Below are 23,976 nucleotides of genomic sequence, written 5' to 3' on the forward strand. Positions count from 1 at the left end.
CCTGTCATCGGAAACTGCGACTTGACATCAGCGTACCCCCTAGGGGTATCTTTCGGTCGCTTTGCAAGATACCCCTAGGGGGTATAGGTGACGAAGATTGGAAGGACCGTCATGAACCCCGATCCCCGGCGCTGGTGGGCACTGGTCGTGCTCGCGGCGGCGCAGTTCATGGTCATCATGGACACTTCGATCATCGCCGTGGCGCTGCCCGACATGCAGCGCGACCTCGGTTTCACGCCCGGTGGTCTCCAGTGGGTGTTCAACGCCTACGCGGTCGCACTGGGTGGTCTGCTGCTGCTCGGCGGCAGACTTTCGGACCTCTGGGGCGCACGTCGGGTGTTCGCCGCAGGGTGGACCACCCTCATCGCGGGGTCCGTCGTCGCCGCCGCCGCGACCGGCGTCGGTGTGGAGATCATCGGCCGCGGTGTGCAGGGCGTCGGGGCGGCGTTGATCGCACCGGCCGCGATGACGCTGCTGATGGTCCTGTTCGCCGGTCAGCCGAACGAGCTGCCCAAGGCGATGGCCTTCTACGGCGCGGCGGCACCGGCGGGCGGCACGGCGGGTGTGTTCCTCGGTGGCGTGATCACCGAGTGGCTGAGCTGGCCGTGGGTGTTCATCATCTACATCCCGATCGGCGTGCTGACCCTCGCCCTCACGCCCAAGCTCCTGCCCGCCGTCCCCGGTCGCAGCGGTGGCATGGACGTCGGTGGCGCGATCGCGGTCACCGGCGGGCTCGCCTTGGCCGTCTACGCCATCGTTCAGGCTCCTGAGAAGGGCTGGGCGTCGACCGCCACTCTCGTGCAGCTGGCTGCCGCGGCGGTCCTGCTGATCGGGTTCCTGCTGGTTCAGCGCGCGGTGAAGAACCCGTTGATGCCGCTGAAGGTGTGGCGCACCCCCGACCTCGCCGCGGCGAACGTCGCGATGGCGCTGCTGGGCGCGGCGTGGATCCCGATGTGGTATTTCCTCAACCTCTACGTCCAGCAGGTGCTCGGGTTCGACGCGTTCGCCAGCGGTGCGGCGCTGCTGCCGATGACAGTGCTGATGACGGTGCTGATGACGACCGTCTCCGGCCGCCTGATCGGCCGGTTCGGCACCAAGCCGCTGATCGTGGCCGGGCTCGCCGTGCTGGCTGTCGGCCTGGGCCTGCTGGCCACCGCCGACCCGGACGGCAGCTTCGTCGTCGACGTCTTGCCGGGCTCGCTGATCTCGGCGGTCGGCATGGCGCTGGTCTTCATCCCGGCGACGATGGCCGCCATCGGCGGAGTCTCCCCTGAGCAGGGCGGACTGGCCTCGGGCATCGTCAACACCACCTACCAGGTCGGCTCGGCGCTCGGCCTGGCCGCGATGACCGCGGTGGCGACGTCACAGGGCGCCGACCGGCTGGGTGACGCGGTCGCCCTGACCGACGGCTACTCGGCCGCCTTCACCGGCGCTGCGCTGGTCGCCCTGACTGCTGCGCTGCTGGCTGCCCTCACCCTGCGCGGCCGGGTCGCCCAGCCTGCCGAGCAGGCGGCGGCCGAGGTCTAGTCCGGTGGCGTGTCAAGCTCGCACCGGTCTGCTCCCCGTATACCCCGAAGGGTATACGGGGAGCACTTGCACAGGTGCACGTCACGCAGTGACCGGCGTTGACCAGAGCACTACCCGTCCTAGTACGTTGAGGGCTGTAACGGCGGCGGCATGGAGATCAGGTGTCCGATTCGAGCAAGTTGACCGTCTGCCGGGGCTGTTGCTGCGGCACCGTGAAGAAGCACCCCGACGTCGACCACGTGAGGCAACTACGCAGGTTCCGCGAAGGTGTTGGGTCGCACGCGGTCACCGTGGCCAACTGCCTGAGCTCCTGCGAGTCGTCCAACGTCGTCGTGGTCAGGCCGGCGCGCGGTGTCGCGGCGAGGCCGGTGTGGTTCGGCGGCGTGCTCACCGACGAGGCGGTGGACCTGATCCTCGATTGGGTGGCCGCGGGCGGCCCCGGCCGTGCCGAGATGTCGGAAGGCCTGAACAACCACCTGATCGACCGACCGGCCGACGACAGCGCCGCGAGCTGAACCGCCGGGTGCCGGTCATCGGACCGGTGTCGGCCGCTGCTCACGCCGCTGCGCCTGCTGCCTGCGCCACCCGTAGCGCGTGACACCGCGCGGCTTGTACACCGACAGCATCACGACCAGCAGCAACACCGCCGAACCGCCGGCCGAGTGCAGGAGCGTGCCGGGCAACTCACGGGGATCGGCGGCCGAGGTCGCCGCGTCGGCCAGGTGGCGCACCGCCGACACCTCGGTCAAGAGCACGGTCGCGGCGAACGTGGTCAGCAGCAGCTTGACCAGCACCCAGTAGTGCCGCAACAACCCCCACGGCGTGCCCAGCGCGTTGACGATGCCGATGAGCACTGATGCCAGCGCCAGCGGAACGATGACGTAGGAAGTCATGAGTTCCATCGCGACATATGCGGCCCGCACCGTCTCCACGTCCTGACCGGTGGTAGCGGTGATGTCCAGCGCGAGGTAGGCCAGGACCGCCCCCAACCACCCCACCGCGGTCGTGATGTGGACGAGCAGCACGAACTTGCGGGTGCCGGGCGCCAACCTCACACCTCACCGCCGGCTGCCGTCTCCTCGGTCGTGACGCCGACCGTCACGCCGGCACCGGTGTGACGACCAGGGCCGTGCTCGCCTCCGAGTCCGGTCAGCATCACGATCAAAGCCAGCAGGATGAGGGCTCCGGCGATGACCGCGAGCACTTTCACCCAGCGCGGCACCCCGGGCGGGGTGTCCGAGTCCGGTCCCGGCGCGGGACTCGGGCCGGTGTCGTCGCCGGAGTGGTCGGGCGGTGTGCTCACGGTGGCCTCCTCGTCGTTCCGCGAAGTTTATCGAGACAATCTGTCGCTGTCCAACCATCGTGTCTCTGTGTTGTCGCGCCGTACACTTCGAGCGTGCCAAGGCTGTGGAACGAGACGATCGACGCGCACCGCCAAGCGGTCCACGAGGCCATCCTCGATGCCACCGCAGAACTGGTCCGGGCGCACGGCCTGCTGTCGGTGACCATGTCGAAGATCGCCGAGCACACCGGGATCGGGAGGGCGACTCTCTATAAGTACTTCCCCGACGTCGAGACGATCCTGCACACGTGGCACCAACGACAGGTCGAGGATCACCTCCGGCAGCTCGTCGACATCCGGGATCGGGTCGCCGACCCCCGCGAGCGGCTCGATGCCGTTCTGCACGCCTACGCGCACATCTCGCGGGAACGCTCGTCCCACGACCGTCCCGGCCACCAACTCACCGCGGCCCTCCACCAGGGCCCACAGCTCGTTCATGCCCAACAGCAGGTCCAGGACCTGATCAAGGACTTGCTGATCGAAGTCGCGGCGACCGGCGACCTCCGGGACGACGTCGCACCCGACGAACTCGCCGCCTACTGCGTGCACGCCCTCTCGGCAGCCGAGAGCCTGCGATCCGAGGCCGCCGTCCGCAGACTCGTCACTGTCACGATCGCCGGCCTGCGACCGCCGCGCTGACGGACGCAGTCGCGAAGCCTCGCCGGCCGGCGACTCCGATAGGTCCACCGCGCACATCGAATCGCTCTTCGCTGTAACGCCCCGCGCGTTGCGATCGACTTCTGCGGTGACGGCTTTCTACTACGGGTCATAGTAGTCAGTGCGTCACGGACTGTTGATGCCCCGGAGAGGTGACCCGTCATGACGACACCGCAGGTGCCGCTGCGCTCGATGCTCATCGCAAGACTCCTGCGGTTGGTCGTCGCGCTTGCGCTCGCACTCGGTGTCACCGTCGTCATCGGCACCATCGCCCCTCACGTGGCCAATGCCGCACCGTGTGATGCGCCGGTGGTCAACAAGGTGGCGTGCGAGAACACCAAGGCGGGGGCGGACAACTGGCAGGTGCCCGTGCGCAACGACTCGATCGTGGGTTACACCACGGACATCAGCGCGCTACCCGGTGGCCGCGTCGACTTCAAGATGCAGACCACCGCGACATCCTACCGGCTCGATATCTACCGGTTGGGCTACTACGCGGGCAAAGGCGCGCGGTTCGTGGGATCGGTGTCGCGGAGCTCCGCGCAGAACCAGCCGCCATGCCTGCGTGACGGCCCGACCGCGTTGATCGACTGCGGCAACTGGGCGGTGTCGGTAAGCTGGAATGTTCCGGCGGATGCGGTCTCGGGCATCTACTACGCACGGGTGCAGCGCAACGACACCGGTGCTCTGAACGAGATCGTGTTCGTGATCCGCGATGACGCGAGCAGATCGAGGGTCCTTTTCCAGACCTCGGACTCGACGTGGGTGGCCTACAACCGGTACGGCGGCAACAGCCTGTACTTCGGTGACGGCCCCGGTCAGGGTGGCCAGGCGTACAAGGTGAGCTACAACCGGCCTTACACCGGAGGTGACGGCGACGACAACTTCGTCTTCAACGCCGAGTACCCGATGCTTCGGTTCCTGGAGCGCAACGGGTACGACCTGAGCTACACCACCGACGTGGACTCGGCTCGCCGCGGACAGCTGATCAAGAACCACAAGGTGTTCATGGCCGTCGGCCACGACGAGTACTGGTCGAACGAGCAGCGCGCGAACGTCGAGGCAGCCCGTGAGGCTGGCGTGCACCTGGCTTTCCTGACCGCCAACGAGATCTTCTGGAAGACCCGGTGGGAGAAGTCCATCGACCCCTCGCAGACGGACTGGCGCACGCTGGCCTGTTTCAAGGAGACCAAGGGAACCCAGAACGACGGGCTCGCCGATTGGACGGGCACGTGGCGCGATCCCCGCTACAGCCCGCCACAGGATGGCGGTCGGCCGGAGAACGCCTTGTTGGGCAACATCTTCACCGTCAACGGTCGCCGCGAAGACTCACTCCAGGTGCCTGCCGCCTACGGCAAGATGCGACTGTGGCGCAACACGTCGCTGCAGACCATGGCCGCCGGATCGACCTACACGTTCGAGCCGGGACGCTAGGGTACGAGTGGAACACCGTACCGGACAACGGATCTCAACCCCCTGGTGTGGCGCAGATGTCGCGGACGTCGGTGTACCTGGCCGGCGTCTACGGGTTGAAGAACTGGGGTGACGTGTACGGTTCCGGCACCGAGACCCACGCCATCACCTACTACCGGCACCCGTCGGGATCGTTGGTGTTCGGCGCGGGAACGGTGCAGTGGGCGTGGGGCGTGGACAACGAGCACGCGTTCCTCACCAACACGCCGACGGCCGACGTTCGGATGCAGCAGGCGACGATCAACTTCCTCGCGGACATGGGCGTGCAGGCCACCACGTTGATGGCCGGTCTGGTCCAGTCGGGCGGTATCACGGACACCCAGGCGCCGACCGTCGCTTACACCAACGTGCCCGCGGTGTCCACCGTGGGCGTTCCGCACACCTTCTCCGGCACGGTGACCGACGCTGCGGGCCAGGTCGGAGGTGTGGAGGTATCCACCGATGGTGGCGCGCGATGGCACCCGGCCGTGTGGCAGGCCGGTCAATCGTCGTGGAGCTACACCTACACCCCGTCGGCGTCCGGTCCGGCGCAGTTGCGGGTCCGGGCGGTGGACGACTCGTTGAACCTTTCAGCACCGGTGTCGGTTTCACCCGTCGTGGCGGCCCGGACGTGTCCGTGCGGCCTGTGGACGAATGCCGACGCACCGGCCGTGCCGGACAACGCGGACGGCGGCTCACTCGAACTCGGCGTGAAGTGGCGCGCGAACGGCGACGGCTACGTGCGCGGAGTCCGCTTCTACAAGGGGTCGGGCAACACCGGAACGCACACAGGCACCTTGTGGTCGTCCACGGGGCAGCAGTTGGCGACGGGCACGTTCACCGCTGAGACGGCATCGGGCTGGCAGACGCTGGCCTTCCCTGTGCCGGTCGCCGTCACCGCGAACACCACGTACGTCGCCTCGTACTTCTCACCGACCGGCAAGTACTCCGTCGACACGGAGTACTTCAGCCGCAAGTCGAAGTACCTGGAGCCGCTGACCGGCTTGCAGGCCGGAGTGGACGGACCCAACGGGGTCTTCCGGTCGGGCGCCGGGTTCCCGGACCGCACCTCGGTGGACAGCAACTACTGGGTCGACGTGCTGTGGGCGCCGGACACGGGTCCGGACACCCGGGCGCCGGACCTGGTGAACACCATGCCGTCGAGCGGCGCGGGCAGCGTGGCGCTGAACCCCACGCTGACCGCGACCTACGACGAAGCGGTCAACCCGACCTCGGTGCAGTTCGCGGTCAGCGGGCCCGGCGGCGCGATCACGGGCACCACCTCGGTGACCGGCAACGGCAGGACCGCGCAGTTCACCCCGAGTGCGGCGCTCCTGCCCCGCACCGCCTACTCGGCGTCGGTCCGCGTCGCCGACTCGGCGGGCAACCAGACCAGCCAGTGGACGTGGTCTTTCACCACCGGCGCGACCCGGCCCGCGACGTGCCCCTGCACGGTGTGGGACGACTTCACCCGCCCCGCGGCCGAAACCTCCGGCGACACCGCGCCGGTCGAGGTGGGCACGAAGGTGCGGTTCGACGGCAAGGGCGAGGTGTTGGGCGTCCGGTTCTTCAAGGGCGCCGGCAACACCGGCACGCACACCGGGTCGTTGTGGTCCTCGACCGGGCTGCTCCTGTCCACCGGCACGTTCACGGGCGAGTCCTCCTCCGGCTGGCAGACCCTGACGTTCACCACCCCGGTCGTCGTGCAAGCCAACACCACCTACATCGTGTCCTACTACGCACCCAACGGCCGCTACGCCGTGACCGGAGGCTACTTCGCCGGAGCGAGCGCGGACTACGGTCCGGTGCACGCGCTCGCGAACGGAGCCGACGGACCGAACGGGCTGTACCGCTACGGCGGAGGGTTCCCGACCTCGTCGTACAACGCGGGCAACTACTGGGTGGACGTGGTGTACCGCAACGGGCTCAACGGCGACACCACCCCGCCGACTTTGACCGCCCGCACCCCGGCGGTCGACGCGGCCGGCGTCGCATTGACCACATCGGTGACCGGGACCTTCAGCGAGCCGGTCGACCCGGCCAGCGCGCAGGTCTGGCTCACCGACCCTGCCGGGGCGAAGCTCACCGGCACGGTTTCGTTGTCAGGTGACCAGCGGACCGCGACCTGGACGCCGTCGGGGGCGTTGACGCCGGGCACGACCTACGGCGTGAGTTTCCGCATCGCCGATGCCAACGGCAACGCGATGCCGGGCGCGGCGACGTGGTCGTTCACCACGACCACCACGGCGTCGTGCCCGTGCTCGTTGTTCAGCACCGCCACCACGCCCGCGGTGACATCCGCCCAGGACAGCGGCTCCTACGAGCTGGGCGTGCGGTTCAGCCCGACGCAGAGCGGCCGGATCACCGGCGTGAAGTTCTACAAGGGTGCCGGCAACACCGGCACGCACACCGGCTCGCTGTGGTCTGCGACCGGTCAGCGGCTCGCGACCGGCACCTTCACCGTCGAGTCGGACACCGGGTGGCAGACCCTGACGTTCGCCACCCCGGTGACGGTGGCGCCCGGCCTGGTCTACACCGCCTCCTACACCACGACCACCGGCAGCTACGCCAACGACCAGGGCTACTTCCAGCGGGCCGGGGTGGACGCGGGGCCGTTGACCGCGCCGCGCAACGGCGACGGCAACCCCAACGGCGTGTTCCAGCCCGGCGGCGGGTTCCCGACCATGACCTACCAGGGCAACAACTACTGGGTCGACGTCGTCTACACGCCCAACACCGACACCACCGCGCCCGTGATGACCGGCCGCACACCGTTGCCCGACGCCGTCGACGTGGCACTGACCAGCACCGCCACCGCGTCGTTCAACGAGCCGATCGATCTGACCAACACCCGGGTCACCGTCCGAGACCCCGGCGGCGCCACGCTGGCCGGCGCGGTCACCCGCTCCGCCGACCAGCAGACGGTCATCTGGACACCGGCCGCGCGGCTCGCGGCGTCCACGAAGTACACCGCCACCGTGCGGGCGGCGGACGTCAACGGCAACCTCTCGGCGTCGGCGAGCACGTGGTCGTTCACCAGCACGGCGAGTCAGACCTGCCCGTGCTCGCTGTTCAGCGCGGCCACCGTCCCGACGACCACAGCGGCGGAGGACACCGGTGCCTATGAGCTGGGCGTCCGGTTCGCGTCCTCCGCCGGCGGCTCGGTCACGGGCGTGAAGTTCTACAAGGGCATCGGGAACACCGGCACGCACACCGGTTCGCTGTGGTCGCTCGACGGGACGCTGCTGACCACCGGGACGTTCTCGAACGAGACCGCCACCGGCTGGCAGACGTTGACCTTCGCCACCGCCGTGCCGATGACCGTCGGGACCGGCTACATCGCCTCGTACACCACGACGACCGGTCGGTACGCGATCAACCAGGGCTACTTCGGCGGCTACACGGTGACCAGCTCACCGCTGACCGCACCGGCGAACGCCGAGAACTCATCCAACGGCGTCTACCGGGTGGGCACGGGGTTCCCGAACACCTCGTTCGGGGCCAACCACTACTGGGTCGACGTCGTGCTCACCCGGTAGCCGATCACATCGGCAGCAGTGGGCAGGAGATCGCGGCCGTGGCGACCAGCAGGCCCAGTCCGGCCAGACCGGGCAGGCTGGTCGCCGCGACCGCGACCGTCACCAGTGCGCCGACGCGGCGCACGAGAGGGGTCCGGTGCGTGCGCGCCAGCCGTTCGAGTCGCAGTGCGACATCGTGATCGGCTGCCGCCAGCGCCCCGGCCGGTGCGCCGCCGGCCCCGATCCGGAGCAACGCGTCGCGCACGGTGTCCGCGCCGTGCCGTGCGGCGGCACGGCGGTCTGCGTCCATCTCCGCCAGTACTCGGATCGCGTCCGGCGCTTGGCGGGTCAGCGGCACGAACGGCATCGCCCAGGCCAGGGCTTCGGCGAGCCCGACGAGCATGTGGTGACGTCCGTGGATGTGGGCACGCTCGTGTTCAAGCACGGCGTCCAACTCTGCGTCGGACAACCGGTCGGCCAGCCCGCGGCTCGCCACGATGAACGGCGGCGTGCCGGAGGCGCTGTAGGCCAGCGGCTGGTCGTGGTCGAGCCACAGCACCGGGATGGGGCCGGGTTGCTCGCGTGCGGCGATCCGGAGCAGGTCCAGTTGTCGGCGGTGCGTACGTCGGGAGGCGGCACGTCGTCGGGCCGCGCCGATGCCGACCCTGGCCGCGACGGCCAGCAGCACGGTGGTGCCGAGGAGGCCCGCCAGGTCGTCCAGACGGGGCATGCCGCCGTGGGACACGGCGGTCCAGCACCCGTGCAGCCATTCCAACACCCACCTGGCCGGGCCGTGCTCCGGGAGCAGCACCATCACCACGCCCGCCGCCGCGGTCGCGGCCACGCCGAGGCAGGTCAGGAACCACCAGGCGATCCCCAATGCCGGGTCTACCCGGCTCGTGGTCAGCCTGTGCAAATGCCGTGGGGCCGCCCAGCCGACGACCAGGGCGCCCAGGACGAGCGCGAACGCGAGAATCATGGTTCTCCATCGAGGGCTTTGCGCAGCACCTCGGACTCCCGTGCGGACACCGTTCGCGCGAAGTGCATCAGGACCGCCTCCGGGTTGCCTGCCGTGTCCAGCAGTTCCCGCAACGCCTTGGCCTCGGCCTCGTCCCGACTCATCGCCGCCTGGTATCGGTAGGCCCGGCTCTCCATGTGGCGGACCACCCAGCCCTTGCGGTGCAGGTTGTCCAACACGGTCATGACCGTGGTGTATGCGAGCGTGCGTTCCTTGGTGATCGCTTCAAGCACATCGCGGACCCGCTTAGCCTCGGACGTGCGCCACAGCACGTCCATGATCGCGGTTTCCAACTCGCCGAGCCCTCGCATCACGCCTCCTACCGGGGATAATAAGCGTGATGCGAGGGCAGCGGTACTCGATCGGCGTCAGCCGGTCTGGAGCAGGCCTTGCATCTCGGTGATCTCGGCCTGTTGCGAGTCGATGATTTGCTGGGCGAGCTTCTTGGCGTCGGCGTTGGAGCCCTGCTGGAGCTCGGTCTGGGCCATCTCGATCGCGCCCTGGTGGTGCTTGATCATCATCTCCAGAAACATCTTGTCGAAGTCGGCGTCCTTGGCCTGCTTCAACATGTCCATCTCGGCCTGGCTCATCATGCCGGGCATGGGTGTGGAGCCGTGGTCCATGCCGGGCATGCCCGTGCTGGGCGCCTCGGCGCCCCACGCCTTGAGCCAGTCGGTCATCGTCTTGATCTCAGGGTCCTGCGCCTTCTCGATGCGCGACGCGAGGTCGAGCACCTTGGCGTTGGACGTCCGTCCCTCGGCGAGCTTGGACATCTCCAGCGCGCCCTGGTGGTGCGGGATCATCCCCTGCGCGAACGTGATGTCCGCGTCGTTGTGCTCGCCCGCCGGCGCGGCGGCAGCGCTGGTGGTGCTCGTGGTCCCGGTCATGCTGCCCATGTCGTGGCCGCCGGAGCCGGTGTCGGAGCCGTTGCCGCACGCGGTGAGCACGAGTCCGGTGGTCAGGACGGCAAGCGCCGTCCCGACCAGATTCTTCCTGGTCATGATGTCCTCTGCGGGTGTTGAAGATCGAGTCGGTCGTGTGGCGTCGCGTCGGCGTCCTGATCGGACGTCACGCGCCGCCTGTCACAGCCGCAAGACGCAGAGGTTGGCCAGCAGCGCCCGAGCGCCACCCGGTCTCGGAGGAGGGGGACGCGGCCGCACCGCTCGCGTCCGCAGTGAGCTGAAACGTTCCGTGATTGCCCGACCGCGCAGAGTAAAAAGGGTCAGCGTCAGGCCCAGTACCGCGCACAGGATCGCCAGGCACAGGTGCAGCATGTCGTGTTGGCCGCCGGGGGCCGGAGCGTGCTCTTCGGACGCGCCGTGCGCGCAGCAGTCGACCACGGTGACGGCTGCCGAGGCGGCCGTCGGGTGCGCGGCCGGCTCCTGCGTGCCGAGGTGGTGCATGCCGACCACGGCGAACGCGACAGCCCACACCAAGGCCCACTGCGAGGCTCGGATGCGGACGCGATAGAGCACGCCATCACGATACACAAATCACCTGACGCGCACCGGGCGGGCCTTTGTTCACGCCGAAGAGGTACGTTTCGATGCGGATGTGGAATGTGGTGAATCACATCTGAACCGAAGTCGTCGTCTTTCCGTAGCGGAATCGAATTCGCTCTCACTCTTTGCGGCCGTGCTCCACCGCCGAGCGCCACGGGACCGTGACGTAGCTCGTCAGCAGACCGGTCGCGCACGCGATGAGGATCGAGCCGGTCCACAGCTCCACCGGCCAGGTGACCCCGTCGGTCAGCGCCAGGGCGAGGAAGTACAGGGCGAACAGCACGAGCGGAACGGCGCTGCTGACGATCCTCAGCACGACCACCCGCCCGGACGCCGGTCGCGCGGGCGATGAGCAGGTCGGCGAGCAGGCCCGCGGCAGGCACGGCCGGGATCAACTGCTGGGTTCCGTGGACCAGGCACCCGATCGCGATCTCGACCGTGAACAGCGCGGTCACCGTGCCGAAGGGAGGGCTCCAGCGGCGGAGCAGGAGGAGTAGCGTCCCGGCGATCACCGCGCTCTGGAGCATCACGCTCGACACACCGATCAACTGTCCCCCTCGGGCGGCAGTTCGACCGCGCCGGGCATCTGCGTCCGGCCGGCCACAGGGTGTTGAACACGCTGCCGAACTCGGCGAAGAACCCGATGAGCGAGGACGTCAGCACCAGGGAGACGACCGCCGGCAGCGGAGCGCTCCCGCCGGGATGCGTCCGCCACGCGGATCGCAGCGGTCCGGACAACACGAGGACGCCGCCGGTCAACGACAACAGATGCGTCGGACTCAGCGCGGCTTCCAGGTCGACTTCGATGTCGAACGCGAGATGCCAGGCCAGGTCGGCCGCGCCGCCGACGAGGAACAGCGCCACCCCCAGCAGTGACGGCAGGTAACCGTCGGGCAGGGATCGCCGCAGTCCTGATCGCCGAGAGCGAACAGCAGGAATGACGAGCACCGCGGCCACCACGGCGAAACCGGAGTACAACACGGCGTGCCACGGGGTGAAGAACGTTTCCAGGGCCGAGGCGAGGTTGTGATGGGCCCACCCGTCGAGCACGACGCCTCCGAACAGCAACGTCGAGCCGCCGGCGACCGCCCAGTCGAACCGGGGCGACGCGGTCGTCCGTTCCTCGGTCGTGACCATGTGCGGAGCCTCCATTCCGGGACGGCGCCTCAGCGGCCCCCGGTCGGGTACGGCCACGCGTTGGGCCGGCACACCTTGCCGTCCGCGACCACTCGATCGGTGCCGAGCGCGGTCAGGTAGTCGTTCGAGACGCCCCAGGACTGCTGCATCATCACCGGGGCGAGCGCGCCGTTCTCCTGGCACGACTTGTGGGGGTAGCCGAGGCCGTGCCCGACCTCGTGGTTGACCACGTACTGTTTGTACTCCACCAGCGCGCCCTGGAACGAGACCGCGCCGCGCACCCACCGGGCGACGTTGATGGTCACGACGTCGGTGGTGGCGCAGGACCCTTCGTACGGGATCGAGAACCCGCAGACCTCACGCGTGGTCAGCTGCGACGTGAGCTTGATGCGCAGGTCCGGCTTGCCGTTGTCGATCCGCTGGAACCCGGTCTGCCCGTCGCCGATCCACCCCCGCGGGTCGGCGAGGATGGTGGTGACGTCGGCGGCGAAGCCCTCGGGGCCGCCGACGAGCTGCACGCCCTCTTCGATCTCGATCGTGTAGGTGACGCGGTCCGGTCCGCCGACGGCCGCTGCCGTGCCGGGGAGCACCGTCCACTTCTTGCCTCCTTGTGCGGTGAACTCCCCGCCGGGCGGGAGCTCGGCCGAGGCGGTGGCCGCGTCGAACAGCGCCGGATCGGGGTTGGGTGCCGGGGGAGTGCGGCCGGGGGAGGGGTGCCCGCCGTCCTCGTGGGCGTCGGCGGCGGCTGGCGCCGCGACTTGGACCGGCAGTGGAGGTGATGTGACGGTCTTGCGCACCACGACGACGGTCAGCCCCGCGAGGAGCAGCACGCTCATCGCCGCCGCGACCTGGCTGCGGGCTGAGCGCCGGCGCGGCTTGGCCGCTCGGTGGCCGTCAGCCGGCCGGGGTCGGGCGACGAGTGGCTGGTCGGAGCGCCGTCTCGGGTCCGATTTGGCGCGTTCGCGGAGCTGCGGCTTCATCACGACCAGGACCTCACATCGTCTACGATAGTTCATAGTAGGCCGCTCGCGGCGGTAAGGGTTGTGCACGGGAGCGGTTCGGGGGAGACGGTGCGGCACGCGCGGTTGGTCGGCCTGGCCGTCGTGGTCCTCGGGCTTGCCGTCGCAGCCGTGCTGGTCGACCTGCCCGAGCCCGAGCAGCTCCGCAGCTGGGTCGCCGGCAACGGACTGTGGGCTCCGCTCGTGTTCTTCCTGCTGTGCGCGGTGGGCACGGCGGCGTTCTTCCCGAAACCCGTCCTGGCCACGGCGTCCGGCCTGCTGTTCGGCATCCTGCCCGGACTGGTCGTCGCGGTGGTCGGCTTCACCGTCGGTGCGCTGATCGCCTTCTTCATCGGCCGCCTGGCGGGGCGGCGGTCCGTCGCGCGCTGGCTGGGGTCCGGCAGGCTGCGGGTTCTCGACGCCGTCTTCGCGCGCAACGGCCTGGCCGCCACGCTGGTGCTCCGCCTGCTCCCGGTGATCCCGTTCGCGGTGTCCAACTACGGCGCCGGCGTCACCGCGGTCGCCCCGACCTCCTTCGCCGCCGGCACCGCGCTCGGCCTGGTACCGACCACCGCCCTGGCCGCCACCCTCGGCGACGCCGCGCTCGCCCTCGACTCACCCCGCTCGATCGCGGCAGCGGCGGCCTGGCTCGTGCTGGCCGTCGTCGGTGTCGTGTGGGGCGGGCTACTACTCCGTCGGGCGGCACCGCCGGCTGTCGATCGTCAACTACTATGACGGGTAGTTGTTGCCGGGGGAGGTGGGGGAGGCGCGATGAGACCACCGCACGTGGTCCTGTTGCTGTGCGCTGCGGGCGGTGCGTTACTTCTCGCGATCCCTTTCCTCTTCGCCCCCAACTTCTTTCCCCAGGCGAATCAGGCGACCTCCGACAGCACTTCCGCGTGGCAGCAGACGTTCGAAATCGGGAAACTGCCCGCGCTGGCGCGTGAGACCGCGCCCCTGATCGACTCCTTCGTCGCGGCGAACTGCCCCGAGTTGAGTCCGCTGCGGGTCGTCGCCGAGGTGCAGGCCGAATCGGGGTGGCGACCTGGGGCGTGGAGCAACGACGTGAACGGGGGCGCGGCGGGTCTGCTCCAGATCAACCAGGCGAACTGGATCAGCCTCGGTGGTGAACGGTGGGCGAGCGTGCCGCCGACCGCCGATGCGGACATCTTCAACCCGGTGATCCACCTTCGGCTGGGGCTGAAGTTCCTGTGCGGCAACCTGCGGGCGATGACCGCGCACGTCGAGCGGACCGGCAAGTCGATCGAACCCCACGACGCGATGAGCGTCTGCCACATCGCCGGGTGCGGACGGGTCCTGTTCAGCCGGACCGGCATGCCGGAACCCGGTGAAGTGGACTGTGGTGCGCAGTGCGTGTCGCTCATCCGCCGCTACCTCGACAACATCCGGCGGTACGAGCGCGAATGCGCGGCTGTCGGCTCCACACCGGACCAGGCGGGCCCGGTCCCCGTGGGAGCGGACTTGGCGGGACTGCCCGCGCCGGTGGCCTACACCGGGCCGGTGACCGGATGCGTGGTGGACGACCCGACGACCTCGGGATGTCTGACTGCCGGCACGGCGCACGCGCTCGGTCAGATCCGGTCCGCGTTCGGCGGGCAGATCGCGTCGGTGAGTTGTTGGGGCGCGCGTCCCGAAACGCCCACCAGCGACCACCCGACCGGGCGTGCGTGCGACGTGTTCCCGGATCGCTTCGGCGTCTTCCCTGCCGGTGAACAGCTTGTCGCCGGGTGGCGGGTGGCGGCGTGGGCGCGAGCGTACGCGGGTCCACTGAAGATCCGTTACATCATCTGGCAAGCGCGGTACTGGGACCCCTCCACCGGTGATCAGGACGGGTGGGGCGAGCGGTACACGGGTGCGGGCGTGTACGACGTGAGCAGCCCGACCGGTGGCCACTACGACCACCTGCACATCAGCTTCGCCGCGTGACCGGGGAGTGGTGATGGCATCGGGAAGTGTCCGGGGAGTCGTGCTCGTGGCGTTGTTCGTCGGGGGAGTCCTGCTCATCTCCACACTGGACGACGAAGACCCCGGCGCGGGAAGCCCGCCCACCGGCCAGCCGTCCGCCTCGACCACCTCGGTGGACGAGCAGCCTCCCGGCCCGGACGCGAGGTCCGCTGCCGCCGTCCCGGTCGAGCCGCCCGAATCCGGCATCCCTCCCGCCGAACCGGGCGTCGACTTCACCGATCCCACGTCCGTCGCAAGGGCATACCTGGTTGCCGCGCACACCGTTCGACCGGAGGAGGTGAGCCGCGTCAACCGCCGTGTGCTGCCGTACCTCGCACCGGACAACCCCGACCACCCCAGGGGCAAGGTGGTCGGGGACGACAAGGTGTCGGTCGCCGGTGTGCTGTCACTCGACGTGGTGACGGTCGACGAGAACCGGGGCGCGATAGCGCTACGCGGCACGTGGCAGGCCGGTGACAAGCCGGCCCAGGACAGCTCTCTCGTGCTGCACCGGCAACCGGACGGCCGGTGGCTGGTCACCCAGGAATCCGCACGCCTTCAGCCTGCCGACCGGTAGGGGCCGACACGCCGGGACGCCGTTGCGAACGGAGCGACGTCAGGCATGTGTGGGGACTGGACAGCTGGCGAGGCATCTGCGCTGGCGCACGTCAGTGCGGCGGTCGCAGGCCGTCGAGGGTGACCGTGACGAGACGGCGGACCGCGGTCTCGGATGGCAGGCTGCCGGCTGCCGCGAGGGCGTGGACGCAGTAGCCGGCGAGTTCGCCGGGTGCGACGTCGTCCCGGAGGTCGCCGGTCGCCGCTACTTCGGTCAGCAGGTCCTTGATCAGGCCGTGGACGTGCTGCTGGGCTTGGGTGACGTGCATGCCTTGGTGCAGCAGCGCGGCGAGGTGAGGGCCGGGATGGTCGTGGGAGAACCGGTCGCGGGAGATGCGCGCGTAGGCGTGCAGGACGGATTCGAGTCGCTTGCGGGCGTCGCCGGCTTGATCTCGGATGTCGGTGAGTCGTCGGAGGGGATCGGCGATCTGCCGTTGGTGCCAGGCGTGCAGGATCGCTTCGACGTCGGGGAAGTACTTGTAGAGCGTCGCCCGCCCGATCCCGGTTTTCTCGGCGATCTTCGACATGGTCACCGACAGCAGTCCCTGCTCGCCCACCAGTTCCGTGGTGGCGTTGACGATCGCCTCCCGCACCGTGTGGCGGTGCGCGTCGATCGTGTCGCTCCATAGCCTGGACACGCTCGCAGTATACGTGACGACGACCCTGTGACGCTTCCGTCAGACAGCGACACAGTGTCTCAATAAACTCGGTGCAACGACCGAGGAGGTCCCTGGTGAACACATCGCCCGATCCGTCCAGCGGCGACGACACCCGCGTCACGCCCGACCGCGGACCGCGCTCGCACACACCGCCCAGGGTGCCGCGCTGGGTGAAGGTGTCCACGATCATCGTCGGCATCCTGGTCCTGCTGGTCGTGGTCGCGCAGCTCACCGGCCTCGCCAGTGATCACGGTCCCGGTCGCCATATGCGCTCCTCATCGCGTTCCCGATCCTGACGGCCGCGTTGTTCGGCCTGCTCGCCGACCGCCGGCTCGGCGCACACGTGTTCGACCCGGCCAACGGTGGCGTGATCCTGTGGCAGCACCTGTTCTGGTTCTTCGGCCACCCCGAGGTCTACATCGTCGCGCTGCCGTTCTTCGGCATCGTGTCGGAGATCTTCCCGGTGTTCAGCCGCAAGCCGATCTTCGGCTACAACGGCCTGGTCTACGCGACGCTGGGCATCGCGGTGCTGTCCGTGGCGGTGTGGGCCCACCACATGTACGCCACCGGCGCGGTGCTGCTGCCGTTCTTCGCGTTCATGACCTTCCTCATCGCGGTGCCCACAGGCATCAAGTTCTTCAACTGGATCGGCACGATGTGGAAGGGGCAGCTGACGTTCGAGTCACCGATGCTGTTCAGCGTCGGCTTCCTGGTCACGTTCCTCTTCGGCGGGCTCTCCGGAGTCCTGTTGGCATCACCGCCGATCGACTTCAACCTCTCGGACACGTACTTCGTGGTGGCGCACTTCCACTACGTGCTGTTCGGCACGATCGTGTTCGCCACCTACGCCGGCATCTACTTCTGGTTCCCGAAGATCACCGGCCGGATGCTCGACGAAGGTCTCGCCAAGCTGCACTTCTGGACGACGTTCCTCGGCTTCCACGCCACCTTCCTGGTCCAGCACTGGCTGGGCAACCAGGGCATGCCACGCCGGTACGCGGACTACCTGCCCAGCGACGGCTTCACCACGCTCAACACCATCTCCACCATCGGCGCCTACCTGCTCGGCGCGTCCACGCTGCCGTTCATCTGGAACGTGTTCAAGAGCTGCCGCTACGGCGAAGTCGTCACTGTGGACGACCCGTGGGGCTTCGGCAACTCACTTGAATGGGCGACCTCGTGCCCGCCGCCGCGGCACAACTTCACCGAGCTGCCCCGCATCCGCTCCGAGCGGCCGGCCTTCGAGCTGCACTACCCGCACATGGTGCAGCGGATGCGCGACGAAGCACACGTGTCCCTGGTCAAGCGGCCGGGGCGCAGCACCCCTGCGGATCAACTGACCGAGGCCGTGCTGGCCGCCACCGACCGCGAGAACCCGACACCTCCACACCATCGCGAGCAAGAGACCGGTGAGCGGAACCAGTAGGGCAAATGACGCGGCGGTTGTGCGGGCAGCAGCAACCCCCATCGGCTGCGCTGTGCCCCTGCCGGAACGACTCCTCACCCACGTGCCCACGGATTCCCGCCTCCGGGGAGCGGCGGGCGAAGCGGAAGTCGGGCACCGCCCGCACCGGCCCGATGACGCTGTCGACGTACGCCGCCACGACGGCGTGGCCGCCCTGGATACCGAATACTAAAGTGGCCGCGTCGCCGGTCAGGTCGTCGACCACTGGACCTGTGCGGCGGGCGAACTGTCTGGATGCGCCCGGTCGAGGTGGTTCGGGCAGTATGTACACGTGCATGTCAAGGACCTGATCGCCGCCCACGGCCACGGGCACGGCCCCGCCGAGCCCGCCTCCAAGCCGGTGCGCAAGCTGCTGCTGGTCCTGCTGCTGCCGTTCGTGCTGGCGACCGTGGTCGGCACGCTCCTGCTGTATCCATTCGGACGAGACCAGCCCACGGGTGCGGCGGCAGGGTTGGCGCAGGTGCCGGTGCGCGGCGACGTGACCGCCGTGGTCCAGGGCGGATGCGGGCCGGACGCGACCGAGCCGGGCGCCACCGGGTGCGTGCTGGTGACCGTGAAGATGAGCGACGGCGCGGCAGCCGGGCGGGAGATCCGCGTCCCGGTGCCGGACCAGCCGGGCACGCCGAAGTTCGCGGTCGGCGACGCGGTGGTGCTGTCCTACGGCGGGGGCAACCCCGGGGAGAGCACGTCGTACCAGTTGGCCGACTTCCAGCGCGGGGTGCCGTTGCTGCTGCTGGCCGTGCTGTTCGCGGTGGCCGTGCTGCTGCTGGGGCGTTGGCAGGGGTTGGCGGCGCTGGGCGCGCTGGCGTTGAGCTTCGTGGTGCTGGTGCTGTTCGTGCTGCCCGCGATCCTGGCCGGTGAGAACCCGCTGACGGTGGCCGTGGTCGGCGCGGGGCTGATCATGTTCGTGGTGCTGTACCTGACCCACGGGCTGTCCGCCCGGACGTCCACCGCGGTGCTGGGCACGTTGGCGAGCCTCGGGTTGATCGGCGTGCTGGGCGCGCTGTTCTCCGCGGCCGCCAAGCTGACCGGGCTCGATGAGGACACCGCGAACCTGGTGTCACTGCTCGGGCACGGCATCGACACGCGCGGGCTGTTGCTGGCGGGCACGCTCATCGGCGCGCTGGGCGTGCTGGACGACGTGACCGTGACGCAGACCAGCGCGGTGTGGGAGCTACGGCGGGCCAACCCGGGGCTGGGGTTCCGCGAGTTGTACGCGGCGGGGTCGCGGATCGGCCGCGACCACCTGTCGTCCGTGGTGAACACGCTGGTCATGGCGTACGCGGGCGCGGCGCTGCCGTTGCTGCTGGCGTTCTCGCTGTCCGGGCGGAGCCTGGGCGAGATCCTGACCGCGCAGGAGGTGGCGCAGGAGGTCGTGCGGACCCTGGTGGGCAGCATCGGCCTGGTGGCCGCCGTGCCGATCACCACCGCCCTGGCCGCGTTCGTGGCCGGTCGCGAACCCGTGCCGGCCGGCGTCGAATCGGAGTCCGCCCCGGAATCCCGCGCGGAGTCCCCCGGGAAGTCGTCCTCTGGGGCGTCCTCTGCTGAATCCGCGTCCGAACCGGCGTGGCGCAAGCGCGTGACCGGCGACCTGCGCACCGGCTACGACCCGGCCAAGCGCCCCTGGCGACGCCCCGGTGCCAGCGAGCTGGCAGGACCAGCGACAACGCGATCGCGGCGGGCACGGACCGCACGAGAAGAATCCGACGACCGACCGTCGCTGCGCCGTACGGGACCGGGATGACGAGGCGGATCCGGGTGTGGGGTGTCGGGGTGACGACAGGTCGGTCGAGCACGATCGGGTCAGCTCTGGATATCCTAAGGGTGCGCTGAAGCGGCCCTGACAGCGCCGTCGACGAGGTGGCGGTCCAGGTGCGTGCCGAGCAAGGCGGCGTCGTGCCCGACCTAGCCCGACAGGGCGGATCCACGATTGCGGCTGTGTCGGGCGGGGGCGAACAGCCGCAGTGAGTCCCCGCCGCAGCCAGGGGCAGCCGACCTGTGCGGCGGCGTCGAGGATCAGGAAGTTCCGTCCGGCGCCGGACAGGGCGTCGATGTGGCAGGAATCCACCGCTCTGGCACGTCCCTACTACGAATGATAGCAGTCCGATTGCAACGGTTGGATGATTGGCTACTATCAGACATAGTAATACTTGCGTAGGCGATCGAAGTCCTACTTTCGTAGGTGTGGTCGGCGGTCGGGACGTGGCTCACTGCACTGTGGTACCGGCACCTCACGGGCACCGTCCCTGCGTCCTGAGGGGCCCGCCATGCGCTAACCCCTGTGGGCACTTGTGCCCATGGTCATCGCTGCCTTGGTGACGACCGCGTTGCCCGTGAACGCCACCAACAGTTGGAACAACTACCACTGGAACCGGTCCTCTACCTCCACTCCGTTGCGTCTGGCCATCCTGGACAGCGTCACGTCCACCTGGGATTCGAGCCCCACCCAGGCCAACGCCGACTGGAGCCGGTCGGCCGCGTTCGAGAACGCCATCACCGCGAGCGACACGAGCACCTCGACGCGGAGCAGTTGTCCCGCATCATCGGGTCGAGTGCGTGCGTGTGTGCAACTACACCTACGGCCAGAACGGATGGCGCAGTCTGGCTCGGGTCAACCTGTCGGGCGGGCACATCGCCTGGGGTGCCACCAAGGTCAACGACTCCTTCTCCTGGACAAGTGCGGGCCGGTGGCACGTCATGTGCCAGGAGATCGGCCGCGACTTCGGGCTCGACCACAGGGTCGAGGACGCGGACGGCAAGGTCGTCTTGGAATGCTCGTACCGGTCCGCCCCCGCCGAGCTGTCCGAAAGCATGACCGTCGGGAGCTACCGGATCGTCACGTGGACTCGCGCCTGCGGCGGATCGTTCCCGGAGAAGAAGGACGAGGAGCTGGGCAATCCGGAACGGATCTGTGGGGCCAAGGTGAACGTGTTCGGCGAGGCTGTGACAGAAGTGGTGGTCAGCGTCCCCGCGGATGCCGACTGCGTCGTGAAGGCAGCCGGCTGACAGGGCTTGCCTAATTACCCCCCGGGGGTATGCTGGGCTCGTCTCCGATCAAGACGGGTGGTCTGCAGTGGACGAGCGCGGTGTGGGTCCGATCGGTGCTTGGAGCGTGGTGGCGGGTGCGGTTCTCGGGTTGTTCGCCACCTATTGGGACGATGGGTGGCACACGATCGTGGGACGCGACGACGCGTTGATCCCTCCGCACCTGCTGCTGTACGGGTCGATCGCCGTGGTGGGCGTGGTGCTCGCGACGTGGGTGGTGCGCGTGCTGGTCCGGACTCGATCGTTCAAGGCCGTCCTCGGCACACCCGGTCTGCCGCTCGCGGTGGCGGCCGGCGTCGTGACCGCGGGTGCCGCCCCGGCCGACGCCTGGTGGCACGCGGCCTTCGGGCGCGACGCGGTGCTGTGGTCACCGCCCCACCTGTTGTCCGTGGTGGCGACCCTCGTGCTCCTGGTCGCCGTGTTCGTCGGCCTGCGTCCGGGTGGATCGCGACCGCTGCACGGCGCGTTGGGCGGGGTTCTTCTCGGTGCGGGCCAGGTGGTGTTGCTGGAGTACGACACCGATGTCCCGCAGTTCGCCGGTTGGCTGTACCTGCCCGTGTTGGTCGCGGTGAGCCTGGGAACCGCGTGGGTCGTGCGTTCAGTGGTCGGACGCCGCTATGCGGTGACCTGGGCGGTGGCCGGCTACGTCGCGTTGCGCGCGGTCGTCGCGGCCGTGCTCGCCCTGGCGGGGTGGCCGGGGCCGGACCTGCCGCTGCCCCTGCTCGGGTTGCTGTTGCTGGACTTCCCCGGCCGGTGGGCCGCCGCCAGGTGGCCGCTCGCCGGGCTGGGAATCGTGGCGGGCCAACTGGTGGCGTCCGCGACCGGGCTCAGTTCGGTCGGTCTGACCGACACTGCGATCGCGACGGCCGTCGTGGTGCCGCTCCTGCTCCTCCTTCTTGTCCTTCGGCGTGTCGGAGCCCTCAAGGCCGCGGCGGCCGTCGGGTTGCTCGTGTTCCTGCCGCTCCTGACCCCACCTCAGGCCCGTGCCCATGACCCCGGGCAGGGCGAGGAGGTCGCCACCGTCGGGATGGAAGTCACGGCGGAGGGGGCTGGCCGGCTACTCGTGCGGGTGGCGGATCCGACAGGGGCGGCCACCGTCGACCTGATCCCGATGCGGCTGCTGGCCCGTCGCGCGGGTGAGGTGGTGGAAGCGCCGCTCACCGGGGCCGGGGAGTTCCGCGGTGACATCACGCTGCCTTCGGTCGGTCTGTGGTTCGTCTACGCGGAGCTGACATCGGAGGGACGTGCGGTCGAGGCGTGGGTGCCCGTGGACTTCGCCGGGCGCGGTGTCCGATCCGAGCGTCGTTCCCTCTACCTGCCGGCCGGCGCCGAACCCGCTGAGGTGGGGCAGTACGCAGCGGGAACCGCCCTGCTCCTGGTCGGAGTCGCACTCGTGGCGTGGGGTGCCCTCGTCGTGCGCAAACGCCGCTACTATGGTGCATAGTAGACAGCTCGACGGGAGTGAGATGACGACACGACGGGTTTTCCACCGACGCCGGTTCCTTCAGCTCGGTGTCGGTGCCGCGGCCACCATCGGACTGGCGTCGTGCTCGTCGTCCGGCCGAGCGGGCACGACCCCGGTCGCGCCGAACTCACCCAAGGTGGCCGACGCCGAGAACGCACGTCGGGCGGCCGGTGCGGCGAAGACGTCCGTGCGGTTGAACGCGGTCACCGGAGTGGTGGACCTCGGTGGTGTGCAGGTCGACACCTGGAGCTACGGCGGACAGTTGCCGGGCCGGGAGATCCGGGTCAAGCGGGGCGACGTGCTCAGCGTCGAGCTGGGCAACGAGTTGCCCGCCCCGACCAGCATCCACTGGCATGGCCTCGCCCTGCGCAACGACATGGACGGTGTGCCGGGGCTGACCCAGGACGAGATCGCGCAGGCCTCGAAGTTCACCTACGAGTTCACGGTTCCGGATGCCGGCACGTACTTCTTCCACCCGCACTCGGGCGTGCAGCTCGACCGCGGGCTCTACGCGCCGTTGATCGTGGAGGATCCCGAGGACGGGGCGGACTACGACAGCGAGCTGGTGATCGTGCTGGACGACTGGCTCGACGGCATCGACCGCACGCCCGACGAGGCACTGGACGAGCTGAAGCGCAACGGCATGGGCGGCATGGACCACGGGTCGATGGGCGCGATGCCGCGGTCGGTGCTGCTGGGCGGGGACGCGGGCGACCTGGTCTATCCCCACGTGCTTGCCAACGGACGCACGTTCCGCGACCCGGTCTCGACCGAGGTCAAGGCGGGTCAACGGGTGCGTCTTCGCCTGATCAACGCGGCGGCCGACACCGCGTTCCGGGTCGGCCTGCCGGGGGTGCGCATGCGCGTGACCCACACCGACGGGTTCCCGGCGAAGCCGGTCGAGGCCGACATGGTGATGATCGGCATGGGCGAGCGGGTGGACGCGGTCATCACCATGCCGGACGGGGCCGTGCCGGTGCTCGCCATCGCGGAGGGACGCGACCTGTACTCGCAGGTGATCCTCCGGAACCCGACCACGAAGGTGGCACCGGCCGGTCCGGAGGCGGTCGCGGAGTTGATGGAGCTGCGCGTGCTCATGGCGGTCGAACTGGAGGCGGCCGACCGGGTCGCGGTGCCGGTGAAGCAGCCCGATGTGGTGCACGACCTGGTGCTGGAAGGCCCCGGGGAGCGCTACGACTGGACGATCAACGGCAAGCCGTACGACCCGAAGGACGGCCTGCCGATCCGCGAAGGGCAGTACGTGCGGCTGCGGATGAAGAACAAGTCCACGATGTTCCACCCGATGCACCTGCACGGGCACACATTCCAGGTGCGCGGCTCCGGCGACCGCGGGCCACGAAAGGACACCGCGCTCGTCCTGCCCGGCCGGAGCCTCGACGTCGACTTCGTCGCCGACAACCCGGGCCAGTGGCTGACCCACTGCCACAACGTCTACCACGGCGAGGCGGGCATGATGGCGGTCGTCTCCTACGTCGAGTAGTGCGGAACGACCGGTCGCGTCCTGTCACGTGCGTGCGCGGCGGGACTTCCTGATACCGCGGTGATGTGCTCCGTGCGGGCTCATCACCGTGTCCAGGACGGGTCGGTTCG

At 69.2% G+C, this 23,976-nt stretch carries 25 protein-coding genes and 2 pseudogenes; 15 read left to right on the forward strand and 12 right to left on the reverse strand.

What is annotated here, in order from left to right:
- The first annotated feature begins 111 nt into the window (after positions 1-111).
- On the forward strand, positions 112-1,527 hold the full coding sequence (locus ACR807_RS16475; RefSeq protein WP_438922197.1) for an MFS transporter: 1,416 nt from the start codon (positions 112-114) through the stop codon (positions 1,525-1,527).
- A 157-nt stretch (positions 1,528-1,684) separates the two neighbouring features.
- Here ACR807_RS16475 and ACR807_RS16480 read toward each other — a convergent pair whose 3' ends face one another.
- Positions 1,685-1,918 carry a hypothetical protein gene (locus ACR807_RS16480; protein WP_438922198.1) on the reverse strand — a complete coding sequence of 78 codons (234 nt, stop codon included), beginning with the start codon at positions 1,916-1,918 and terminating at the stop codon, positions 1,685-1,687.
- Between ACR807_RS16480 and ACR807_RS16485 the strand changes: the two genes are divergently transcribed.
- On the forward strand, positions 1,911-2,042 hold the full coding sequence (locus ACR807_RS16485; RefSeq protein WP_438922199.1) for a hypothetical protein: 132 nt from the start codon (positions 1,911-1,913) through the stop codon (positions 2,040-2,042). The genes ACR807_RS16480 and ACR807_RS16485 overlap by 8 nt on opposite strands.
- A gap of 15 nt (positions 2,043-2,057) precedes the next feature.
- On the opposite strand, the gene ACR807_RS16490 is transcribed toward ACR807_RS16485, so the two are convergent.
- Complete coding sequence (locus tag ACR807_RS16490; RefSeq protein ID WP_438922200.1) at positions 2,058-2,576, reverse strand: DUF2269 domain-containing protein; 519 nt, start codon at positions 2,574-2,576, stop codon at positions 2,058-2,060.
- Positions 2,577-2,578: 2 nt separating this feature from the next.
- Positions 2,579-2,830, reverse strand: coding sequence for a hypothetical protein (locus ACR807_RS16495; RefSeq protein ID WP_438922201.1), 252 nt, complete (start codon positions 2,828-2,830; stop codon positions 2,579-2,581).
- Between the two features lie 93 nt (positions 2,831-2,923).
- Between ACR807_RS16495 and ACR807_RS16500 the strand changes: the two genes are divergently transcribed.
- The 4 genes and pseudogenes from ACR807_RS16500 to ACR807_RS16515 all read left to right on the forward strand — a co-directional run bounded on the left by ACR807_RS16500 (position 2,924) and on the right by ACR807_RS16515 (position 8,517).
- Positions 2,924-3,508 carry a TetR/AcrR family transcriptional regulator gene (locus ACR807_RS16500; protein ID WP_438922202.1) on the forward strand — a complete coding sequence of 195 codons (585 nt, stop codon included), beginning with the start codon at positions 2,924-2,926 and terminating at the stop codon, positions 3,506-3,508.
- 459 nt (positions 3,509-3,967) lie between these two features.
- A complete protein-coding gene (locus ACR807_RS16505) occupies positions 3,968-4,960 on the forward strand; it encodes a N,N-dimethylformamidase beta subunit family domain-containing protein (protein ID WP_438922257.1) in 993 nt (330 codons plus the stop codon).
- Positions 4,849-5,124: pseudogene (locus ACR807_RS16510) on the forward strand (hypothetical protein); the annotation flags it as partial. The gene ACR807_RS16505 and the pseudogene ACR807_RS16510, both read left to right, overlap by 112 nt.
- 156 nt (positions 5,125-5,280) lie before the next feature.
- Positions 5,281-8,517, forward strand: a complete 3,237-nt coding sequence (locus tag ACR807_RS16515; protein WP_438922258.1) for a DUF4082 domain-containing protein — start codon at positions 5,281-5,283, stop codon at positions 8,515-8,517.
- A gap of 4 nt (positions 8,518-8,521) precedes the next feature.
- On the opposite strand, the gene ACR807_RS16520 is transcribed toward ACR807_RS16515, so the two are convergent.
- The 7 genes from ACR807_RS16520 to ACR807_RS16550 all read right to left on the reverse strand — a co-directional run bounded on the left by ACR807_RS16520 (position 8,522) and on the right by ACR807_RS16550 (position 12,989).
- Positions 8,522-9,475, reverse strand: a complete 954-nt coding sequence (locus ACR807_RS16520) for a M56 family metallopeptidase (RefSeq protein WP_438922203.1) — start codon at positions 9,473-9,475, stop codon at positions 8,522-8,524.
- A complete protein-coding gene (locus ACR807_RS16525; protein WP_438922204.1) occupies positions 9,472-9,825 on the reverse strand; it encodes a BlaI/MecI/CopY family transcriptional regulator in 354 nt (117 codons plus the stop codon). The genes ACR807_RS16520 and ACR807_RS16525 overlap by 4 nt, the downstream gene beginning before the upstream one ends.
- A gap of 57 nt (positions 9,826-9,882) precedes the next feature.
- On the reverse strand, positions 9,883-10,515 hold the full coding sequence (locus tag ACR807_RS16530; protein ID WP_438922205.1) for a DUF305 domain-containing protein: 633 nt from the start codon (positions 10,513-10,515) through the stop codon (positions 9,883-9,885).
- A gap of 81 nt (positions 10,516-10,596) precedes the next feature.
- Positions 10,597-10,989, reverse strand: a complete 393-nt coding sequence (locus ACR807_RS16535; RefSeq protein ID WP_438922206.1) for a hypothetical protein — start codon at positions 10,987-10,989, stop codon at positions 10,597-10,599.
- Positions 10,990-11,134: 145 nt separating this feature from the next.
- Complete coding sequence (locus ACR807_RS16540) at positions 11,135-11,332, reverse strand: hypothetical protein (protein WP_438922207.1); 198 nt, start codon at positions 11,330-11,332, stop codon at positions 11,135-11,137.
- Positions 11,326-12,153, reverse strand: coding sequence for a hypothetical protein (locus ACR807_RS16545; protein WP_438922208.1), 828 nt, complete (start codon positions 12,151-12,153; stop codon positions 11,326-11,328). The genes ACR807_RS16540 and ACR807_RS16545 overlap by 7 nt, the downstream gene beginning before the upstream one ends.
- Positions 12,154-12,182: 29 nt before the next feature.
- Positions 12,183-12,989 (reverse strand): DUF3152 domain-containing protein, encoded by an 807-nt coding sequence (locus ACR807_RS16550; protein WP_438922209.1) that lies wholly within the window; start codon positions 12,987-12,989, stop codon positions 12,183-12,185.
- A gap of 207 nt (positions 12,990-13,196) precedes the next feature.
- Here ACR807_RS16550 and ACR807_RS16555 point away from each other — a divergent pair, with 207 nt between their 5' ends.
- The 3 genes from ACR807_RS16555 to ACR807_RS16565 are packed head-to-tail and all read left to right on the forward strand — an operon-like array spanning position 13,197 to position 15,693.
- Entirely contained in the window at positions 13,197-13,886 is a 690-nt protein-coding gene (locus tag ACR807_RS16555) for a TVP38/TMEM64 family protein (RefSeq protein WP_438922210.1), read from the forward strand.
- Between the two features lie 51 nt (positions 13,887-13,937).
- Positions 13,938-15,098, forward strand: a complete 1,161-nt coding sequence (locus ACR807_RS16560) for a VldE C-terminal domain-containing protein (RefSeq protein ID WP_438922211.1) — start codon at positions 13,938-13,940, stop codon at positions 15,096-15,098.
- A gap of 13 nt (positions 15,099-15,111) precedes the next feature.
- The gene (locus tag ACR807_RS16565) at positions 15,112-15,693 is read left to right on the forward strand and encodes a hypothetical protein (RefSeq protein ID WP_438922212.1); all 582 of its coding nucleotides are present in this window, start codon (positions 15,112-15,114) and stop codon (positions 15,691-15,693) included.
- Positions 15,694-15,784: 91 nt separating this feature from the next.
- Here ACR807_RS16565 and ACR807_RS16570 read toward each other — a convergent pair whose 3' ends face one another.
- The gene (locus ACR807_RS16570) at positions 15,785-16,369 is read right to left on the reverse strand and encodes a TetR/AcrR family transcriptional regulator (protein WP_438922213.1); all 585 of its coding nucleotides are present in this window, start codon (positions 16,367-16,369) and stop codon (positions 15,785-15,787) included.
- A 95-nt stretch (positions 16,370-16,464) separates the two neighbouring features.
- Here ACR807_RS16570 and ACR807_RS16575 point away from each other — a divergent pair, with 95 nt between their 5' ends.
- The 3 genes and pseudogenes from ACR807_RS16575 to ACR807_RS16585 all read left to right on the forward strand — a co-directional run bounded on the left by ACR807_RS16575 (position 16,465) and on the right by ACR807_RS16585 (position 19,599).
- Positions 16,465-16,686 carry a hypothetical protein gene (locus ACR807_RS16575; RefSeq protein ID WP_438922214.1) on the forward strand — a complete coding sequence of 74 codons (222 nt, stop codon included), beginning with the start codon at positions 16,465-16,467 and terminating at the stop codon, positions 16,684-16,686.
- Positions 16,662-17,816, forward strand: a pseudogene (locus tag ACR807_RS16580) (cytochrome c oxidase subunit I); the annotation flags it as partial. The gene ACR807_RS16575 and the pseudogene ACR807_RS16580, both read left to right, overlap by 25 nt.
- A gap of 310 nt (positions 17,817-18,126) precedes the next feature.
- The gene (locus ACR807_RS16585) at positions 18,127-19,599 is read left to right on the forward strand and encodes a YibE/F family protein (protein ID WP_438922215.1); all 1,473 of its coding nucleotides are present in this window, start codon (positions 18,127-18,129) and stop codon (positions 19,597-19,599) included.
- Positions 19,600-20,214: 615 nt separating this feature from the next.
- Here the strand turns inward: ACR807_RS16585 and ACR807_RS16590 are convergent.
- The gene (locus tag ACR807_RS16590; protein WP_438922216.1) at positions 20,215-20,364 is read right to left on the reverse strand and encodes a hypothetical protein; all 150 of its coding nucleotides are present in this window, start codon (positions 20,362-20,364) and stop codon (positions 20,215-20,217) included.
- Between the two features lie 53 nt (positions 20,365-20,417).
- On the opposite strand from ACR807_RS16590, the gene ACR807_RS16595 reads away from it, so the two are divergent.
- The 3 genes from ACR807_RS16595 (at position 20,418) to ACR807_RS16605 (ending at position 23,866) form a co-directional block, all read left to right on the forward strand.
- The gene (locus ACR807_RS16595; protein WP_438922217.1) at positions 20,418-20,861 is read left to right on the forward strand and encodes a hypothetical protein; all 444 of its coding nucleotides are present in this window, start codon (positions 20,418-20,420) and stop codon (positions 20,859-20,861) included.
- A 67-nt stretch (positions 20,862-20,928) separates the two neighbouring features.
- Positions 20,929-22,344: a hypothetical protein gene (locus ACR807_RS16600; protein ID WP_438922218.1), complete on the forward strand. Its 1,416-nt coding sequence runs from the start codon at positions 20,929-20,931 to the stop codon at positions 22,342-22,344.
- A gap of 157 nt (positions 22,345-22,501) precedes the next feature.
- Positions 22,502-23,866, forward strand: a complete 1,365-nt coding sequence (locus ACR807_RS16605; protein ID WP_438922219.1) for a multicopper oxidase family protein — start codon at positions 22,502-22,504, stop codon at positions 23,864-23,866.
- Positions 23,867-23,976: the final 110 nt, after the last annotated feature.

The organism is Saccharothrix sabaoui (genome assembly GCF_051756985.1).
Taxonomy (GTDB): Bacteria; Actinomycetota; Actinomycetes; order Mycobacteriales; family Pseudonocardiaceae; genus Actinosynnema.

Coding starts and splice junctions, on each gene's coding strand:
- ACR807_RS16550 (WP_438922209.1), bottom strand. CDS start 12,989: ATGAGCGTGCTGCTCCTCGCGGGGCTGACCGTCGTCGTGGTGCGCAAG.
- ACR807_RS16530 (WP_438922205.1), bottom strand. CDS start 10,515: ATGACCAGGAAGAATCTGGTCGGGACGGCGCTTGCCGTCCTGACCACC.
- ACR807_RS16515 (WP_438922258.1), top strand. CDS start 5,281: ATGGCCGGTCTGGTCCAGTCGGGCGGTATCACGGACACCCAGGCGCCG.
- ACR807_RS16520 (WP_438922203.1), bottom strand. CDS start 9,475: ATGATTCTCGCGTTCGCGCTCGTCCTGGGCGCCCTGGTCGTCGGCTGG.
- ACR807_RS16545 (WP_438922208.1), bottom strand. CDS start 12,153: ATGGTCACGACCGAGGAACGGACGACCGCGTCGCCCCGGTTCGACTGG.
- ACR807_RS16505 (WP_438922257.1), top strand. CDS start 3,968: ATGCAGACCACCGCGACATCCTACCGGCTCGATATCTACCGGTTGGGC.
- ACR807_RS16525 (WP_438922204.1), bottom strand. CDS start 9,825: ATGCGAGGGCTCGGCGAGTTGGAAACCGCGATCATGGACGTGCTGTGG.
- ACR807_RS16475 (WP_438922197.1), top strand. CDS start 112: ATGAACCCCGATCCCCGGCGCTGGTGGGCACTGGTCGTGCTCGCGGCG.
- ACR807_RS16565 (WP_438922212.1), top strand. CDS start 15,112: ATGGCATCGGGAAGTGTCCGGGGAGTCGTGCTCGTGGCGTTGTTCGTC.